At 64.5% G+C, this 15,850-nt stretch carries 16 protein-coding genes; 6 read left to right on the top strand and 10 right to left on the bottom strand.

Annotated features, from left to right (window positions below; translation table 11 throughout):
- The first annotated feature begins 10 nt into the window (after positions 1-10).
- The 4 genes from B0G73_RS41140 to proP all read left to right on the top strand — a co-directional run bounded on the left by B0G73_RS41140 (position 11) and on the right by proP (position 4,583).
- Positions 11-649 (top strand): hypothetical protein, encoded by a 639-nt coding sequence (locus B0G73_RS41140; RefSeq protein WP_258193216.1) that lies wholly within the window; start codon positions 11-13, stop codon positions 647-649.
- An 8-nt stretch (positions 650-657) separates the two neighbouring features.
- Entirely contained in the window at positions 658-2,046 is a 1,389-nt protein-coding gene (gene argA / locus B0G73_RS07445; protein WP_106279386.1) for an amino-acid N-acetyltransferase, read from the top strand.
- Between the two features lie 56 nt (positions 2,047-2,102).
- A complete protein-coding gene (locus B0G73_RS07440) occupies positions 2,103-2,378 on the top strand; it encodes an oxidative damage protection protein (protein WP_106279384.1) in 276 nt (91 codons plus the stop codon).
- A gap of 702 nt (positions 2,379-3,080) precedes the next feature.
- The gene (gene proP / locus B0G73_RS07435) at positions 3,081-4,583 is read left to right on the top strand and encodes a glycine betaine/L-proline transporter ProP (protein WP_258193235.1); all 1,503 of its coding nucleotides are present in this window, start codon (positions 3,081-3,083) and stop codon (positions 4,581-4,583) included.
- An 80-nt stretch (positions 4,584-4,663) separates the two neighbouring features.
- Here proP and B0G73_RS07430 read toward each other — a convergent pair whose 3' ends face one another.
- The 7 genes from B0G73_RS07430 to B0G73_RS07400 all read right to left on the bottom strand — a co-directional run bounded on the left by B0G73_RS07430 (position 4,664) and on the right by B0G73_RS07400 (position 11,498).
- Positions 4,664-5,152, bottom strand: coding sequence for a metallophosphoesterase family protein (locus B0G73_RS07430; RefSeq protein WP_106279769.1), 489 nt, complete (start codon positions 5,150-5,152; stop codon positions 4,664-4,666).
- A gap of 199 nt (positions 5,153-5,351) precedes the next feature.
- A complete protein-coding gene (locus B0G73_RS07425; RefSeq protein WP_106279767.1) occupies positions 5,352-6,158 on the bottom strand; it encodes a hypothetical protein in 807 nt (268 codons plus the stop codon).
- A gap of 5 nt (positions 6,159-6,163) precedes the next feature.
- Positions 6,164-6,739 (bottom strand): TMEM175 family protein, encoded by a 576-nt coding sequence (locus tag B0G73_RS07420; protein ID WP_106279382.1) that lies wholly within the window; start codon positions 6,737-6,739, stop codon positions 6,164-6,166.
- A 136-nt stretch (positions 6,740-6,875) separates the two neighbouring features.
- The gene (locus tag B0G73_RS07415) at positions 6,876-7,226 is read right to left on the bottom strand and encodes a cupin domain-containing protein (RefSeq protein ID WP_106279380.1); all 351 of its coding nucleotides are present in this window, start codon (positions 7,224-7,226) and stop codon (positions 6,876-6,878) included.
- A gap of 27 nt (positions 7,227-7,253) precedes the next feature.
- Positions 7,254-8,654 (bottom strand): FAD-containing oxidoreductase, encoded by a 1,401-nt coding sequence (locus B0G73_RS07410; protein WP_106279378.1) that lies wholly within the window; start codon positions 8,652-8,654, stop codon positions 7,254-7,256.
- A 126-nt stretch (positions 8,655-8,780) separates the two neighbouring features.
- Complete coding sequence (locus tag B0G73_RS07405; protein WP_106279765.1) at positions 8,781-8,969, bottom strand: hypothetical protein; 189 nt, start codon at positions 8,967-8,969, stop codon at positions 8,781-8,783.
- A 222-nt stretch (positions 8,970-9,191) separates the two neighbouring features.
- Positions 9,192-11,498 carry a bifunctional diguanylate cyclase/phosphodiesterase gene (locus B0G73_RS07400; protein WP_106279376.1) on the bottom strand — a complete coding sequence of 769 codons (2,307 nt, stop codon included), beginning with the start codon at positions 11,496-11,498 and terminating at the stop codon, positions 9,192-9,194.
- Between the two features lie 561 nt (positions 11,499-12,059).
- On the opposite strand from B0G73_RS07400, the gene B0G73_RS07395 reads away from it, so the two are divergent.
- A complete protein-coding gene (locus B0G73_RS07395) occupies positions 12,060-12,638 on the top strand; it encodes a lysozyme inhibitor LprI family protein (protein WP_106279374.1) in 579 nt (192 codons plus the stop codon).
- Positions 12,639-12,729: 91 nt separating this feature from the next.
- Here the strand turns inward: B0G73_RS07395 and B0G73_RS07390 are convergent, their stop codons facing one another.
- Both B0G73_RS07390 and B0G73_RS07385 read right to left on the bottom strand, forming a co-directional pair.
- Positions 12,730-13,272, bottom strand: a complete 543-nt coding sequence (locus tag B0G73_RS07390; protein ID WP_181196508.1) for a nucleoside deaminase — start codon at positions 13,270-13,272, stop codon at positions 12,730-12,732.
- 43 nt (positions 13,273-13,315) lie between these two features.
- Entirely contained in the window at positions 13,316-14,446 is a 1,131-nt protein-coding gene (locus B0G73_RS07385) for a BMP family ABC transporter substrate-binding protein (RefSeq protein WP_106279372.1), read from the bottom strand.
- 266 nt (positions 14,447-14,712) lie between these two features.
- Here B0G73_RS07385 and B0G73_RS07380 point away from each other — a divergent pair, with 266 nt between their 5' ends.
- A complete protein-coding gene (locus tag B0G73_RS07380) occupies positions 14,713-15,462 on the top strand; it encodes an SDR family oxidoreductase (RefSeq protein ID WP_106279370.1) in 750 nt (249 codons plus the stop codon).
- A gap of 50 nt (positions 15,463-15,512) precedes the next feature.
- On the opposite strand, the gene B0G73_RS07375 is transcribed toward B0G73_RS07380, so the two are convergent.
- Positions 15,513-15,833 (bottom strand): helix-turn-helix domain-containing protein, encoded by a 321-nt coding sequence (locus B0G73_RS07375; protein ID WP_106279368.1) that lies wholly within the window; start codon positions 15,831-15,833, stop codon positions 15,513-15,515.
- Positions 15,834-15,850 lie beyond the last annotated feature (17 nt).

Here is a 15,850-nt window from a genome sequence, read left to right as displayed (position 1 = left end):
GCCCGGATGTATGACGCGGCTGCTGTCCGCCTTGCGCGCCCGACTGACGCGGTTGCTGTCCGCTTTGCGACGCCGTGTGGCGCCGCGGCTCTCCGCTTTCTCCAGAAGCGTGGCGCGGTCGATCGGCACGACCGCCCTCTTCCCGTTGCTTCTCGCCCAGCGAGTCCGCGGGCTGGGCACCACGCTCGCCGCCACGCTGCAACTGCCCGTCCTGCGGCGCATTCTGTCCACGATTCAGGTGCTGGCCGGAACGCCCAGCTTCCTTGCCGCGCGGCGCCTGCGACCCGCCGCTTCCGGCGTGCTTCGCTTCCTCGCCGCTTCCCCGGCGGTGCGCCTCGCGGCTCGGATTATTTTTCTGCGCCGGCGACTGCGCACGCTCGGACGCCCGCCGCGATTCATCGCTTGCAGCGTGTTTCGGCGCCGCGTCTTTTCCAGGACCGCGCACGTCGCGGTCCGAATCATGCTCGTGCGCTTGCGCATTTTCCGCGGCGCGCCGCGGCTCGCGCGCCGTGTGCGGCGTGTTGCGTTCGGCGTCCTGCGCATCGCGGCGCTTCGCGTCGCCGGCCTTCGGTTGATCGGCGGCCGGCGCCGGATTCTCGTTCGCCGCAGCGGGACTTTTGGGTACATTCGACATGGGGGCGCATTATAATCCCCGGCATGAATTCCCAAACCGACCTCGTCCCCGCGCCCGCGAGCGCTCCGGCCCCCGCCGGCGCAACGGAAGATCTCGCCCAGCACGCGCAATTCGTCGACTGGATGCGCTCAGTCGCCCCTTACATCCATGCGTTCCGTAACAAGACGTTCGTCGTCGGGTTCGGCGGCGAGGTGGTGCATCAGGGGCTCCTGAACGCGCTCGTGTCCGATATCGCGCTGCTGCAGGCCATGGGCATCCAGATCGTGCTGGTGCACGGCTCGCGCCCGCAGGTCGAAGAACAGATGAGCCTGCACGGCGTCGAGTCCGAGTTTTCGCACGGCATGCGCATTACGGACGCGCGCGCGCTCGAATCCGCGAAAGAGGCGGCCGGCGAAGTGCGTCTGGATATCGAGGCCGCGATCAGCCAGGGTTTGCCGAATACGCCAATGGCGCACGCGCACATCAGCGTGGTGTCGGGCAACTTCGTGACGGCGCGGCCGGTCGGCATTCTCGACGGGGTCGATTTCGCGCACACGGGCGTGGTGCGCAAGATCGACGCCGACTCGATCCGCCACTCGCTCGCGAGCCGCAAGCTGGTGCTGCTCTCGCCGCTCGGCTTCTCGCCCACCGGAGAAGCCTTCAATCTGGCCATGGAAGACGTGGCGTCCGCCGCGGCGATCGCGCTGCGCGCCGACAAGATCGTGTTCCTGACCGAAACGCCGGGGCTGATGCAAGCCGGCGAAGAAGGCCCCGAACTGGTGCGCGAACTGTCGCTCGACGACGCCTACAAACTGCACGAAAGCGGTGAAGTCACCGGCGACGCGGGCTTCTATCTGAAGCACTCGATTCGCGCCTGCCGTGGCGGCGTGGCGCGGGCGCACATCATCCCCTACGCGCTCGACGGCAGCCTGCTGCTCGAACTGTTCCTGCACGACGGCGTGGGCACGATGATCTCGTACGAGAACCTCGAAAGCCTGCGCGAAGCCACGCCGGACGACGTCGGCGGCATTCTCGCGCTGATCGAGCCGCTCGAATCGGACGGCACGCTGGTGCGGCGCGGGCGTCACCAGATCGAACGCGACATCGATCATTTCTCGGTGATCGAGCACGATGGCGTGCTGTTCGGCTGCGCGGCGCTGTATCCGTACACGCAGGAGCGCATCGGCGAAATGGCCTGCCTGACGGTCGCGCCCGAAGCGCAAGGCACCGGCGACGGCGAACGGCTGTTGAAGCGCATCGAGCAGCGCGCGCGGGCGCGCGGCCTGACGCGCATTTTCGTGCTCACCACGCGTACCGAACACTGGTTCCTCAAGCGCGGCTTCGTCAAGGTCACGGTCGACGACCTGCCGGAAGACCGCCGCAGACTCTATAACTGGCAGCGCAAGTCGCTCGTGCTGATGAAACAGCTCTGAGCGGCCCTATATATAGCGACTGTCCGCCCCCACACCGATTCTAGGAGAAGCACAGCATGTCTCGTATGGTTCAATGCGCGAAGCTCGGCAAAGAAGCCGAAGGCCTCGATTTCCCGCCGCTGCCCGGCGAACTCGGCAAGCGGATCTACGAAAGTATTTCGAAGGAAGCCTGGCAGGCCTGGTTGAAGCAGCAAACCATGCTGATCAACGAAAACCGCCTGAACATGGCTGATCCGCGCGCGCGCCAATACCTGATGAAGCAGACCGAAAAGTTCTTCTTCGGCGAAGGCGCGGATACGGCGCAGGGTTATGTGCCGCCGTCGGCTGAGTAAAGGCTTTCGCGCTTTTGAGCTGCATGACCGAAATCCGCGCCGCGTGCGCGGATTTTTTTCGTCCGCACGCGCCGCCGGATTCGCCGAATCGAGACCGCCAGATCGCTGCTTCAACCTCGCCGTGAAAATTCCCCAAACGGTACATTTGCGCGTCGTTTTAAGCCCCTTTTTCAGACCGCCAGGATCCGCTCGATCCCCCGCCCGGCAAGGGATTGAGCGTGCCCGCCAAGGCCCCTGGCGGACACTGGGTTTGCACGATCCTCTGTTATCGTGCTATCATATGCCTCGTTCCAACAGCATTTCACCTTCATTCACGTTCTCTTCAATCTGGCGCGCAGTGCGTGTGCCATCCCGAATTGAACAGTTTTTATACAAGAAGGCTTGTCGGTCGTTTCCCCGTTTCGCGTCACACGTGAGCGGCGAATAAAGCACCGGCCTTTTTCGTTTCAAGCCTTCCAGCGGCGCTTGGGCCAGCTTTCAGCCACCCAGCGTCCTCATGCACCTGCCCCCCTTCCACGGCCACGCAGGTGCAACGTCAGCACAATCTAGACGAGTGTTCTTTCGCGACCTGTCTCGCGAGGCACGGGCGTTGTGTTTTCTATCGCGCCCCGCTCCATCGCCCTTCAACGGCGACGGAGATGCTTTCGCCTTGCTCGCGAAACTGCACTTCCCAGCAACCGTGGCGGAACGTTCATGCGCATCATGAGTTTCGTCGCAGTCATTGGAGTTTTCACCTTGACCGCTTCCAGCAACGGCTTCTGGCGACACCACAAAGAAGAACAACGCCTCTCTCTGGACGACATCACCGTCGTCGACAAATCTCTCCTCAAGCGGGCCGTCGGCGCCATGGCGCTCGGCAACGCCATGGAATGGTTCGATTTCGGCGTGTACAGCTACATCGCAGTCACGCTCGGCAAAGTGTTCTTCCCGTCGGCCAGTCCGGCTGCGCAGTTGATCGCCACGTTCGGCACGTTCGCCGCGGCGTTCCTCGTGCGGCCGGTGGGCGGCATGGTGTTCGGGCCGCTCGGCGACCGCATCGGCCGGCAGCGTGTGCTCGCCATGACCATGATCATGATGGCGCTCGGCACCTTCGCGATCGGTCTGATCCCCAGCTACACGACGATCGGCATTTTCGCGCCGGTGCTGCTGCTGGTTGCGCGTCTGGTGCAAGGTTTCTCGACCGGCGGCGAGTACGGCGGCGCGGCCACCTTCATCGCCGAATTCTCGACGGACAAGCGCCGCGGCTTCATGGGCAGCTTCCTCGAGTTCGGCACGCTGATCGGCTACGTGCTCGGCGCGGGCACCGTTGCCGTGCTGACCGCGACTCTCTCGAACGACGCGCTGCTCTCGTGGGGCTGGCGTGTGCCGTTCCTGATCGCCGGGCCGCTGGGTCTGGTGGGTCTGTACATCCGCATGAAGCTCGAAGAAACGCCCGCGTTCAAGAAGCAGGCCGAGCAACGTGAAGCGGAAGACAAGGCGGTGCCGAAGCAGTCGCTCGGTCAGTTGCTCACGCAGCAATGGAAGCCGCTGCTGCTGTGCGTCGGCCTCGTGCTGATCTTCAACGTCACCGACTACATGGCGCTCTCGTATCTGCCGAGCTATCTGTCGGCCACGCTGCACTTCAACGAGACGCACGGCCTGTTCCTCGTGCTGCTGGTCATGGTGCTGATGATGCCGATGACGCTCGCCGCCGGCCGTCTGTCCGACACGATCGGCCGCAAGCCGGTGATGCTGTTCGGTTGCGTGGGCCTGTTCGCGCTGTCGATTCCCGCCCTGCTGCTGATCCGCATGGGCACGGTGCTGCCGGTGTTCGGCGGCCTGATGATTCTCGGCGTGCTGCTGTCGTGCTTTACCGGTGTGATGCCGTCGGCGCTGCCGGCGCTGTTCCCGACCAAAATCCGCTACGGCGCGCTGGCGATCGGCTTCAATGTTTCGGTGTCGCTGTTCGGTGGTACGACGCCGCTCGTGACCGCATGGCTGGTGAACAGCACCGGTAATCTGATGATGCCCGCGTACTACCTGATGGGCGCGTCGCTGATCGGTATCGTCTCGGTGATGGCGCTGCGCGAAACCGCCCGCAAGCCGCTGCTCGGCTCGGGCCCGTGCGTGGCGACGCGTGCGGAAGCGCATGCGGTGTTGCGCGGTGAGCGTGAAGCCGAAGAGATGGACGAACGCTTTGCGGCAGCCGCGACGGCGCGTGCCTGAGCGTGGGTTGTCTGACGGTTGACGCGGCCAGTCCGCGAGCAGTCTGAGAACGGGTCGGCAATTTTTTGCCGGCCCGTTTTTTATGGCACCAGCGAATCGAAGCTCGCGCTTGCGTGCGCGCCTTCGACGACCAGTATCCCGGCTGAAATCGGCAGCTTGAAACGGCGTGGTCCGGCGCTGCCTGGATTGACGAACAGCACGCCGTCGCGTTCGCTGATCAATGGTTTGTGCGAATGGCCGGTTACCACCACGTTGATGCCGTGGCTGCGCGGATCGGCGACCACGTCGGCAATATCGTGCACGACGAGAATCGTCACTTGCTGCATGATTAGCGTGGTGTGCGTCGGCAATGACGCCGCCCAGTCGCCGGTGTCGTTGTTGCCGCGCACCGCTGTGACCGGCGCGATCTGCGTGAGTGCATCGAGTACGGCTTCGTTGCAGATATCGCCCGCGTGGATGATCGCGTCGCAACCGGCCAGATAGTGCAACGCCTCCGGGCGCACGAGGTTGTGCGTGTCGGAGATCAGGCCGATTCGTGTGCGTGTGGGTTGTCGAGGGCGCGAAGTCATGTTGGAAGTATCGGGCAAATGAGCGGACTGCGTGCGCGGTGGTTTCGCTGAGTGGGCATCTCCGCGTTTCGAGTCTCTCGCAACACGATGCGTCGCATTGAGGTGCTTGAGCCACTTCAGCCGCTTCGTGCCGCAGCCAATGGCGTCGACACGCTGCGAACCGCAATGAGCCGCAATAAGCACTTCAAACTCACCCCGCTCAATCCGCCGACTGCCGCTCCGCGAGTTCACGCGACACAGCCTGAACCGGCCGTTTCGCGCCGAGCATCCGTTTAGTCGCGCCCTGCACGATCACCGAAGCCACCGACGCGCACGCAAAGCTGAGCCACACGCCGCACCGCGGCAGCATCGTCGCCGTCACGGCAAAGAACGCCGCGAACGAGGCGCGGCCGATCACCATGCCGCGCATCAGCAAGGCGACGAAGTCCGCGCCGTGCGCGCGCTGCGCCGAGACCGCGAGCACGATGCCGAGCAACGGAAAGACCGACAGCAGTCCGCTCCACGTCGCGCCCATCGACGCGGACAGCGTAGTCACCGCGACCGTCAGCAACGCGCCGGCGAGCATGCGCACGACGAGATCGCCGAGTCCGAGGCGCGCCGCCGGCACGTGACCGGTCACGCGCGGCAAGCCGCTTTGCGACACCGCCACCGCCACGCACGCCGCCGCGATCGCCCATGCAAGTCCGGCGGGAATCTGCGTGAGCACCATTGCCACGCCAACCCAGCCCACCATGCCCGCCATCGACGCGAGCGGCCACGCGACATGCCGGCAGGTCCACGCATACGCAAAGTTGAAGGTTTCCGACGCGGCAATCGCCGCGATCGAAGCCGCCGACGCCTGCGCCGCGAACGACGGCCCGCGCTCCAACGCGAGCAGCAACACGATCGGCCCGGCGACCACCGGCAGCCCCGCGAGCCACCCCGCCACCGACGGCCCCCACACGCGTCCCGCCACGGTCAGTGCGGCGAGAAACGCCGGCACCAGCACAAGCTTGAGCGCGAGCAGCGCGCTTATGATTCCAGCACGTGTTCGATGCGCCGGTCCGGCACGAGCCACCACGCGGCAGCGAGCGTATAAAGCGCAGCCGAAACCCACGGCACGACAAACGCCAGCGCAATGCCCGTCAGATAGATCACGACCGAAACCTTGCCCTTGATGTCGCTGCCGACCGCCCTGGCAAGCGTCGAGTCCTTGCCGTGCTCGCGGATCAGCACGCCCATCAGAATGAAGTACGCGATCGACGACATGAACAGCACCACGCCGTACATCGCGGTCGGCCAGGAAGCCAGATGGTTCTCGCCGGCCCAATGCGTGACGGCCGGCAACAGCGACAGCCAGAACAGCAGGTGGAGGTTGGCCCACAATACCGCGCCGTTGACCTTCTGCACGGCATGGAACATGTGATGATGATTGTTCCAGTAGATGCCGACGTAGATAAAGCTCAGCACGTATGCGCAGAACACGGGGAGCACCGGCCGCAGCGCGGCGAGATCGAAGCCTTCCGGCACCTTCAACTCGAGCACCATGATCGTGATGATGATGGCGATCACGCCATCGCTGAAGGCTTCGACACGTCCCTTGCCCATCGGTTGAATTCCTGATGATGAATGCGGTTGCGCGCACCGTTCGCCCGCGTTCCGCGGACGACCTACGCCGTTGCCGATTATCCGCGATGGCCCAACGCTTTGTCGATGCGTCTGATCGATCGGCAGATTGCCGCGTTCAGGTTGAAGCGTCGTCCGGGTAGTAGACGGCGAGCCACACGCTGGGCTCCTGATCGCTCGTCCATGCCACGCGATGCCGGCAATGCACGTCGATCAGCACGTGATCGCCGGCCTTCATCTGGTGAGGCTCGGCCTCGCCTTCGAATTCGAGCGCCGCCGCGCCACTCAGCAGCACGACCCACTCGGCGCGCGGACTGTCGTACCAGAAGCCCGGCGGGCTGGCGTGACCCATGGAGACGATCCGCTCGATGCTTACGCCGCCCTGCTCGACCAGCGCGTCGATCTGCTCGTCCGCGTCCGCGGATGCGTGGTGGTCGAACAGATTGCCGCTTCGGATTGCGCGCTTCATCGTACGTACTCCGTTCGCGTGCGCCGCTCACTTCATCGGCTTGAGTCCATCGAGCAAGGTCGGCACCAGTTCGCTGATGGTCGGGTGAATATGCATCGCGTACTGCAAGGTCGGATACGGCGCGCCCGCCGTCATGATATCGATGAACGTGTGAATCGCCTCGTCGCCTTCGATACCGTGAATCGCCGCCCCGAGAATCCGCTTGCTCTCCTTGTCGACCATCACCTTCATGAAGCCGTCGGTCTCGCCGCGTTCGCGCGCGCGGCCCACGCGCGTCATCGGCATGGTGGCGATCAGCGCGTCGCGGCCCGATTTGCGCACCTCGGCCTCCGAGGCACCGACGCGCGCGAGCGGCGGGTCGACGAACACGGCATACGCCATGATCCGCGTATCGACGCTGCGCGCGCCGCCGTCGAGCAGATTGGCCGCGACGATCTGATAGTCGTCGTAAGAGGTGTGAGTGAAGGCGCCGCGTCCGTTGACGTCGCCGATCGCCCAGATGCCCGGCACGCTGGTGCGCAACTGGCCGTCGACGGGAATCGTGCCGTGCTTGTCCAGCGTGATGCCGGCGGCGGCAAGGCCGAGGTCGTCGGTATTCGGCTCACGGCCGGTCGCGAACAGCAGGTGCGACGCTTCGAGCGCGGGAATGTTCTGCTCGAAGCCGATGCACGCTTCGTTCTCGCGATGCGGATGTGGCTCGACCCGCGAAGGCTGCACATTGAAGCGAAACTCCACGCCCTCGCGCGCGAGCACCTTCTGCACGGAATCGGCGAAATCGGCGTCCTCACGCGTAAGCAGGCGTTCACCGCGCACCAGCACGGTCACCTGGCTGCCGAAGCGGCGAAAGATCTGCGCGAATTCGAGCGCGATATAACTCGCGCCGACAATCACCAGATGACTCGGCAATTCCGTCAGGTCGAGCAGGTTGGAATTGGTGTAGTAGCGAATCCGCTCGAGCCCGGCGAGCGGCGGCACGACCGCGCGCGTGCCCGTGTTGATGAAGATTTCGTCGGCGCTGATTTCGTCGAGCAGATTGCCGTCCGGGCCGCTGATAGCGAGGGCATGCGGTCCTGTAAAACGCGCGTGGCCGTTGAACACGCTCACGTTCTGGGTGCCGCGCAGCCATTTCTCAACGCCGTCGCGCGACTGCCCGATGATCTTGTCCTTGCGCGCCTTGACCGCGGCCAGATCGACGTTAATCGCGCCGCCCACCTGCACGCCGAATTCCGCGGCATGACGCGCGACATGCGCGGCGCGGGCGCTCGCTACATAGGATTTGGTCGGCGTGCAGCCGACGTTCACGCAGGTGCCGCCAAAGGCAGCCCGTTCGATGACCGCCGTTTTGCGGCCGCTTTGACCGAGACGCACGGCGAGCGGTGAGCCGCCCTGTCCCGTACCGATCACAACTGCGTCGAAGTGCTGTGGCATGGCAACTCTCCCGAGGCTGGGCTGCTGGTCGTAGCATCTTACCCTTCGGCCCTGGAATCACCATGCTGCGCCGCTCACTACTGCCGCGGATTGTTGCGGATGACTGCTGTTTTCCGTCCGTTGGACTCAGGCGTGGCAATGCACGGCGCAGATCAGCTCGCGCGAACGCTGCAGCGCGGCCTGCGCGCCGCGGGACGCCATCACCCAGCCGACCTGGCCGAGGTTGAAGTCCTGCGACACCATCACCTGCATGAGGGCGACCATCGGTAAGACCACCGACGGCCGGTAGAGCTGGTCTCTGATTAAATCTGGCATGACAACTCCCATCGCACGATGTCGCTTCGACATCGCGCTCAATTTACTTTTCGATGGGAGGATTTTAGGGAGACCGGCCTCGCGGATAAATACCGCGAACGCGAAGTCACTTGTCCGGCAAACCGAACAATCCCGTCAGCATGTGCGCGGCACGCGCCGTTCAAGCCCGCATTCGCAAGCCCGGCAAGGCTTCCGGGCTCGCGTGCGGAGCGGCAGGCACATTCAGGAGGCGTCGGCCACGTTGAGCTGCGCGTCCCACAAACCGCGGGCATACGCACTGGCCCCGACCGGACGGCTGTACAGATAGCCCTGCTGCTTGTCGCAGTCGATCGCGCGCAGGAACGCCGCCTGTTCGGCGGTTTCCACCCCTTCGGCGGTGACGTTCATGCCGAGCGAGTGCGCCATCGCCACCACGGCCTGGGTAATCGCAATCGAGTCGCGATGATCCGGCAGACCCGCGACGAACGAGCGATCGATTTTCAGGTTATGCAGCGGGAAGCGCTTCAGATACGACAGCGACGAATAGCCGGTGCCAAAATCGTCGACGGAAATGCGCACGCCCATGGCATTCAGCGCGCTCAGCATCGGCAGGACGGTTTCGCTGTCGCTCATCAGCAGCCGTTCGGTGATCTCCAGCTCCAGCGCCGTCGGCTCGAGCCCCGACTGCGCCAGACACCGTTCGATCCGCTCCACCAGGCCGTCGTTGAACTGCCGCGGCGACAGGTTCACCGCGACGATCAGCTCCGGTGCCAGCGTGCGCCGCCACTGCGCCACCTGCTCGCAGGCCCGCGCCAGCACGAAGTCGCCAATCTCGACGATCAGCCCGGCATCTTCGGCCACGGGGATGAATTCCCCCGGCGACACGTTGCCCAGTTCGCTGTTGTACCAGCGCAGGAGCGCCTCCGCCCCGATCGTACGGCCGTCATGGCTGTCGACGATCGGCTGGTACACGAGGCTCAGTTCGTTGGCGGCGAGCGCGCGCCGCAGCGACTGCTCGATCGTGAAACGGCGTTGCAGATGCTGATTCAGCTCGGCGGTAAAGAACTGGAAGTTGTTGCGGCCGCGCTGCTTGGCGTGGTACATCGCCGAATCGGCGTTGCGCATGAGCGTGGCGACGTCCTGGCCGTCTTCCGGAAAACGGCTGATGCCGATCGACGCGCCCAGGTAGTACTCGTTGTCCGCCACCGCGAACGGCACCGCGATCATGTCGAGAATGCGGCGCGCGAGGCCGATCAGACGCGCGGTGTTTTCATACGCGCTGACCACGATCACGAATTCGTCGCCGCCCACGCGCGCGAGCGTGTCCTCGGGCGAGATGCACGCCGAGAGTCGCTCCGCCACGCTGCAGAGCAGGGTGTCGCCGGCCTCGTGGCCCGCCGTGTCGTTGACCTTCTTGAAGCCGTCCAGGTCGACGAACAGCACGGCGACGCTCGCCAGTTCACCCATGCCGGACGACATGTCCGGCGTGAACAGGTCGCGCATCCGCTCGGTGAGATAGGCGCGGTTGTAGAGGCCGGTGAGGGAATCGCGGGTGGCGAGGAACTTGAGTTGGCGCTGCGCCTCGCGCACTGGTCCAATGTCGGTAAACGAAATCAGCACCGAACCCGGTTCGCTCTCGCCCGGCTTGATGATCGGCACGACGTTTTCGGTGATCCAGACGATGTCGCCGCCGATCAGTTCCACGCCGATCGTGACGCCGAGCACGGGTTTGCCGGTGCTCAGCACCTGGGCGGTCGGGCGGGCCGTCTCGGCGACGAGCGAGCCGTCCTCGTGATAGGCGCGCACCATCACCGTATGTATACTGCGGCCGACGATCTGCGGGGTCGTGCGCAAAATGCGCTGCGCGCTCGGATTGCAGGCAAGCACGATGCCGTCACGCGACTGCACGACGATCCCTTCGATCAGATGATCGACCACCAGCCGGTGATGCTCCTCGCTGTGCGCGAGGCGCTGGACCATGGTGTCCTGATGCACGGCGAGACCGACGCTGTGGCCGATGTCGCGCAGCATCGCTTCTTCGCCGGCGCTCGGACGGCGCGGCGCGCGGTAGTAGACCGCGAAGGCGCCGAGCACCACGCCGGAATCGTTTTCAAAGGGCACCGACCAGCAGGCCCGCAGACCGAGCGGCAACGCGAGGTGCCGGAAGTCGGCCCACAGCGGATCGGTTTCGATATCCTCGACGACGACGAGGCGCCGCTCGTACATCGCGGTGCCGCACGAGCCGGCCCGTGAACCGATCGCCGCGCCGTCGATCGCGGCGCTGAAATGCGCCGGCAGCGACGGCGCGCCGCCCACTCTGGCGTGCACGCCGTCCGGATCGAGCAACAGGATCGAACAGGACGCGCCTTCCCCCAGCAGCGCTTCCGCGCGGCGGCATACTTCGTCGAGCAATTCCGGCAGCGGCGTGTTGCGGGTGATCAACCGCAACACCGTACGCTCCGACGCCATCACGGCCTCGGCGAGATTCGATCCATAGCGGCCTTCAGGCGCTGCTTCCAGCTTGTTTTCTGATGTCGCTTCGCAAGTCATATGTGCGCCCCCTAACCCGACATCGGCAACTTAGTGTACGCGGCACACCGGGGTTTACGCGAGGCCGGCGAATTTAATTCGTCGCGGATGGGAGACGGCTTGGCGAATGGGGCCGGTTAAGGGGCCGAAGAAATGACGCAAAGGCCTTGCTGGAACGGGTGACGGCGCCTTGGCGCGGGCCGCACGGACGCAGCGCGGGCGCGGTTGTTCCGGCGCCTGTTGCACAGGCGGACCCCAAATTATGTCGGGACGCTTCGCGGCGGCTTGCCGGGAGTCCGCGTGTGACCTGCCGGCCGGTCCCGCTGGTGTGGTGAGTGCTTGTGGTCCCCGGACGGAACGCCGCCTTGCCCTGTATTGCCGAGCGATGCGTCCGCTCACGAGCGAATTGCCCGGCAGACGTCCGAAATCGTTAGGTCATCCGCCCGCGTCGATCCCCGCCGCCCCCGTGAGGCAATATCTGGTAACGACCCACCCGAAGTCACGCGTTTTTCGGGCCTCCGTGTTCTGGCAACTCGGTCGATCATCCATTGCATGAAAAAGCCATGCACTGCCGGGACCGCCATGACCCTCATCCGCCCACTTCTGATCGCCGCGCTGATGCTCGCGCATCCAGTCGCCCACGCCACCAGCTTCGACTGCAACCGCGGACGCTCGCTAACCGAGAAGATGATTTGCAACGACCCCGCGCTGTCGAAGCTCGACGACACGCTGGGGCATCTGTACTGGAAAGCGCGCCGGCAAGTCAGCGACCGGCGCGCCTTTCTCACCGACAGCGACAGCAAGTGGGCGTGGCGTGAAGCGAACTGCCGCGATGCGGTGTGTCTGGGGACGTGGTACGCGACGCGTATCGAGGAACTACGAACGCTGATCGACGGGATGCAAACCGCAACGCCGCCGCCATCCTCCACGCCTTATGAACCGGACACGCGCCGCAGGCCGCTCATGGCGCCCGCGCAACCCACCGAGGTGGCGATGCGTCAGTGCACGGCGGCGAATCCTGGGATCGTGGTGAACGAGCAGTGTTCCACCGTGCTCAAGGAAACCAGCGGCCAGTGGAAACATCAGCCGCACGGCCGCGACTGGTTCTGCGGCGTCGCAATGCTGGCGCCGGCGGAAATGCAGGCGGACGCCGCGCAATGACCAGTCCGTCGCGCATGCCGGCGCAACGGTGCCGGGCGCGCAAACACGGATGCAGCGTCGCGTTTCTCTCGCGCAAGCGCACCAAGCACAGCTAGCGGCTGTTCCAGAATCCGCGCTGCACCGCCATGACCTCGGCTTCCACTTCGGGCACCGGCCCGATCACCTCGACCGGTTTCTGGCAGTGATGGAACACGTACCGGCAGTCCACGCTCATGGTCGGATTCTCGGCGTGATCGCCGGTCGCTTCCAGCAAGCGCTTCTCGGTCATGCCGAACACGACCCGGCCGATGTTGGCCCAATACAACGTCCCGGCACACATGCAGCAGGGTTCGACCGACGTGTACAGCGTGCAACTCCACAAATACTCAGGCGTGAAGTTCAACGCCGCCACGCGCGCCAGCACCGACTCGGCGTGATTCACCGTGTCGACGTTGCCCTGCTCCATCAGCACCGTCTCCTGGTCGGGTCCGACCAGCACCGCACCGAACGGATGATGTCCCAGCAGCGTCGCCCGTTCGGCCACCCGGCTCGAATGCCGCAGATGCCGCACGATCTGCTCGTGCGTGGGCGTCAAACCCTGCGGCGGATAGTTGGCGGCCGTTGCGGCGGCCGCCGTCGAAACCGTCAGACTCACGGGCGATCTCCCTGAATAATAGTTAGATTAGCGAAGCAAATTTTTACTTCGGCAGCGAGCCGTCCACGCCCTGCACGAACCAGTTCAAACGCAGCAGTTCCGGATCGCTCAGCGACTTGCCGGCAGCGACCTTCACCGCACCGGATTGATCCATGATCGGACCGGCAAACGGATTGAACTTGCCGGAGATGATGTCATCGCGCTTCTGGCTCAAGGCCTTTTGCGCGGCCGGCGAAACGGCGTCGGTGTTGATGTCGGCGAGATCGATCGCTTTCTCTTTCAGCCCCCACCACACCGGCGAATTGTTCCATGTGCCCGCCATCACCTGATCCACCAGATGCGTGTAGTACACACCCCAGTTGCTCACGCAGGCGCCGAGTTGCGCATTCGGCCCGAACTTCTTCATATCCGAATCCCAGCCGAACGCATGCACTTTCTTCTGCTCGGCGGTCTGCATCGTGGCCGTCGAATCGGTGTTCTGGATCAGCACGTCGGCGCCTTGGCCGATCAGCGTTTCGGCGGCCTGCTTTTCGCGGCCCGGATCGAACCAGCTATTGATCCATACCACCTTCACGCGCGCATTCGGATTGACCGAGCGAGCGCCCATCGTGAACGCGTTGATGTTGCGCACCACTTCCGGCACCGGCACCGAGCCGACGAAGCCGAGCGTGTTCGACTTGGTCGTATAACCCGCGACCAGGCCCGCCAGGTAAGCGCTCTGATAGGTGCGCACGTCATAAGTCGCGAAGTTGGCGGCCTTCTTGTAGCCGGTAGCGTGTTCGAACACGGCATCGGGGAAGTCCTTGGCGACCTTCAGCTCGAAATCCTGAAAGCCGAAGCTCGAACCCACCACGATCTTGTTGCCCTTCGACGCCAGATCGCGGAACACGCGCTCCGAATCGGCCGACTCCGGCACGTTCTCCACGCGCGTCACCTTGATCTTGTCGCCGAATTTCGCCTCGAGCGCCTTCACGCCCTGTTCGTGCGCGTAGGTCCAGCCGGCGTCGCCCGGATTGCCGAGGTAGACGAAGGCGATGCCGATTGGCTGCGTGGTGGCCGCGGCCGCCCCTGCGGCACTGAATGCCAAGGTCGCGCCGAGCGTCGCGGCGAGAACGGTTCGGACAGTTTTGATGCGCAGTGATTGATGCAGCGCTCGCGCCAGCGTTGTTTTCATGGATTCTCCGAAGATGGTTGAAGGTGCCTGCCCCAGCGCTCGGGATAACCCGGGCAAGGCTCCAGCATAGGGGGCCATATTCGAAGGCCAATTTCCGCGGAAAAATTATTATTCGTTATCTCACCCATAACGAATCCAGTATTCTGGGTAGCATGAAACATGTTCGATGATTTCGAACGAGTGCATCGGAATAGTGGTACGGCAAGCGCTCCGCACAGGCGCATTATCACTCTCACCAACCCGCAACACTCTTTCGGAGATTCAAAATGACTCGCTTCCAAGGTAAGTCGGTTCTCGTCACCGGCGGCAGCAGCGGCATCGGCTTCGCGGCCGCCCAGGCATTCGCCAGTGAAGGCGCCCGTGTGGTCATCACCGGCCGCGATGCCGACGCACTCGAAACGGCAAGAAAGGCGCTCGGCGCGAATGCCGTCGCGGTGCGCAACGACGCCGGCTCGGTAGCGTCGGCGCGTGAACTGGCGGCTGCGATCAGCGCCGCCGGTATCCGGCTCGACGCGGTGTTCGTCAACGCCGGCATGGCGAAATTCGCAGCGTTTCCGGATGTAGACGAAGCCTTCTGGGACGCGATGTTCAACACCAACGTCAAGGGCGCCTACTTCCAGATTCAGGCACTGCTGCCGTTGCTCAATCGCGGCGCGTCGATCGTGATCAACGGGTCGATCAATGCGCATATCGGCATGCCGGCGTCATCCGTGTATGCGGCGAGCAAGGCCGCGGTGATTTCGCTGGCGAAGACGCTCTCGTCGGAACTGCTGCCGCAAGGCGTGCGCGTCAACGTGGTCAGCCCCGGCCCGGTGCAAACGCCGCTGTACGGCAAGCTCGGCCTCGACGCCGCCGCGCTCGAAGCCACCGCCGCGCAGATTCTCGGCCAGGTGCCGGTCGGCCGCTTCGGCACGCCGGAAGAAATCGCCTCGACCGTGCTGCATCTGTCCGCGCCGGAGTCGGCGTTTATCGTCGGCACGGAAATCATCGCCGATGGCGGGATGAGCCAGCTTTAAGCCATGCTCAGGCGAGCCGCGCACGCGGCTCGCGCTGCGCGCCACGCGATTCAGTGAAGTTTCGGCGACCCGTCCGCCTGATCCTCGTCGGGCGGCTCGCCGTCGCCGTTACCGTCACCGAACAACTCGCCGCACAGACTTTGGCCCAGTTCGCTCAGGCGCGCCGCGCCCGTGCCTTCCTCGTTGAAGGTGGTGTCCACCAGGCCGCCGTCGACGAGCGCCGTCAACTGACGCCGCAAGCCGCTCATCGGCACGCCCGCCTGCTTCGACAGTTTGGCGAGCGACCACGCGCCGCCCGGCGTTTCCCGATGCGCGCGCCACAACTGCGTCAGGATGGCCGCCAGCACCGGATCGAGTTCGTCGTCTTCCATGTCAATGTCTCCTCCAT

Source organism: Paraburkholderia sp. BL25I1N1 (assembly GCF_003002025.1).
Taxonomy (GTDB): Bacteria; Pseudomonadota; Gammaproteobacteria; order Burkholderiales; family Burkholderiaceae; genus Paraburkholderia.
Note: the sequence above shows the minus strand (reverse complement) of the source record. Positions and strands in the feature narration are given on the sequence as shown.

Bases quoted from the DNA above. Each gene is read 5' to 3' on its own strand.
- B0G73_RS07380 (WP_106279370.1), top strand. From the start codon at position 14,713: ATGACTCGCTTCCAAGGTAAGTCGGTTCTCGTCACCGGCGGCAGCAGC.
- argA (WP_106279386.1), top strand. From the start codon at position 658: ATGAATTCCCAAACCGACCTCGTCCCCGCGCCCGCGAGCGCTCCGGCC.
- B0G73_RS07405 (WP_106279765.1), bottom strand. From the start codon at position 8,969: ATGCCAGATTTAATCAGAGACCAGCTCTACCGGCCGTCGGTGGTCTTA.
- B0G73_RS07395 (WP_106279374.1), top strand. From the start codon at position 12,060: ATGACCCTCATCCGCCCACTTCTGATCGCCGCGCTGATGCTCGCGCAT.
- B0G73_RS07420 (WP_106279382.1), bottom strand. From the start codon at position 6,739: ATGGGCAAGGGACGTGTCGAAGCCTTCAGCGATGGCGTGATCGCCATC.
- B0G73_RS41140 (WP_258193216.1), top strand. From the start codon at position 11: ATGACGCGGCTGCTGTCCGCCTTGCGCGCCCGACTGACGCGGTTGCTG.
- B0G73_RS07400 (WP_106279376.1), bottom strand. From the start codon at position 11,498: ATGACTTGCGAAGCGACATCAGAAAACAAGCTGGAAGCAGCGCCTGAA.
- B0G73_RS07430 (WP_106279769.1), bottom strand. From the start codon at position 5,152: ATGACTTCGCGCCCTCGACAACCCACACGCACACGAATCGGCCTGATC.
- B0G73_RS07415 (WP_106279380.1), bottom strand. From the start codon at position 7,226: ATGAAGCGCGCAATCCGAAGCGGCAATCTGTTCGACCACCACGCATCC.
- B0G73_RS07440 (WP_106279384.1), top strand. From the start codon at position 2,103: ATGTCTCGTATGGTTCAATGCGCGAAGCTCGGCAAAGAAGCCGAAGGC.
- proP (WP_258193235.1), top strand. From the start codon at position 3,081: ATGAGTTTCGTCGCAGTCATTGGAGTTTTCACCTTGACCGCTTCCAGC.
- B0G73_RS07385 (WP_106279372.1), bottom strand. From the start codon at position 14,446: ATGAAAACAACGCTGGCGCGAGCGCTGCATCAATCACTGCGCATCAAA.
- B0G73_RS07410 (WP_106279378.1), bottom strand. From the start codon at position 8,654: ATGCCACAGCACTTCGACGCAGTTGTGATCGGTACGGGACAGGGCGGC.
- B0G73_RS07375 (WP_106279368.1), bottom strand. From the start codon at position 15,833: ATGGAAGACGACGAACTCGATCCGGTGCTGGCGGCCATCCTGACGCAG.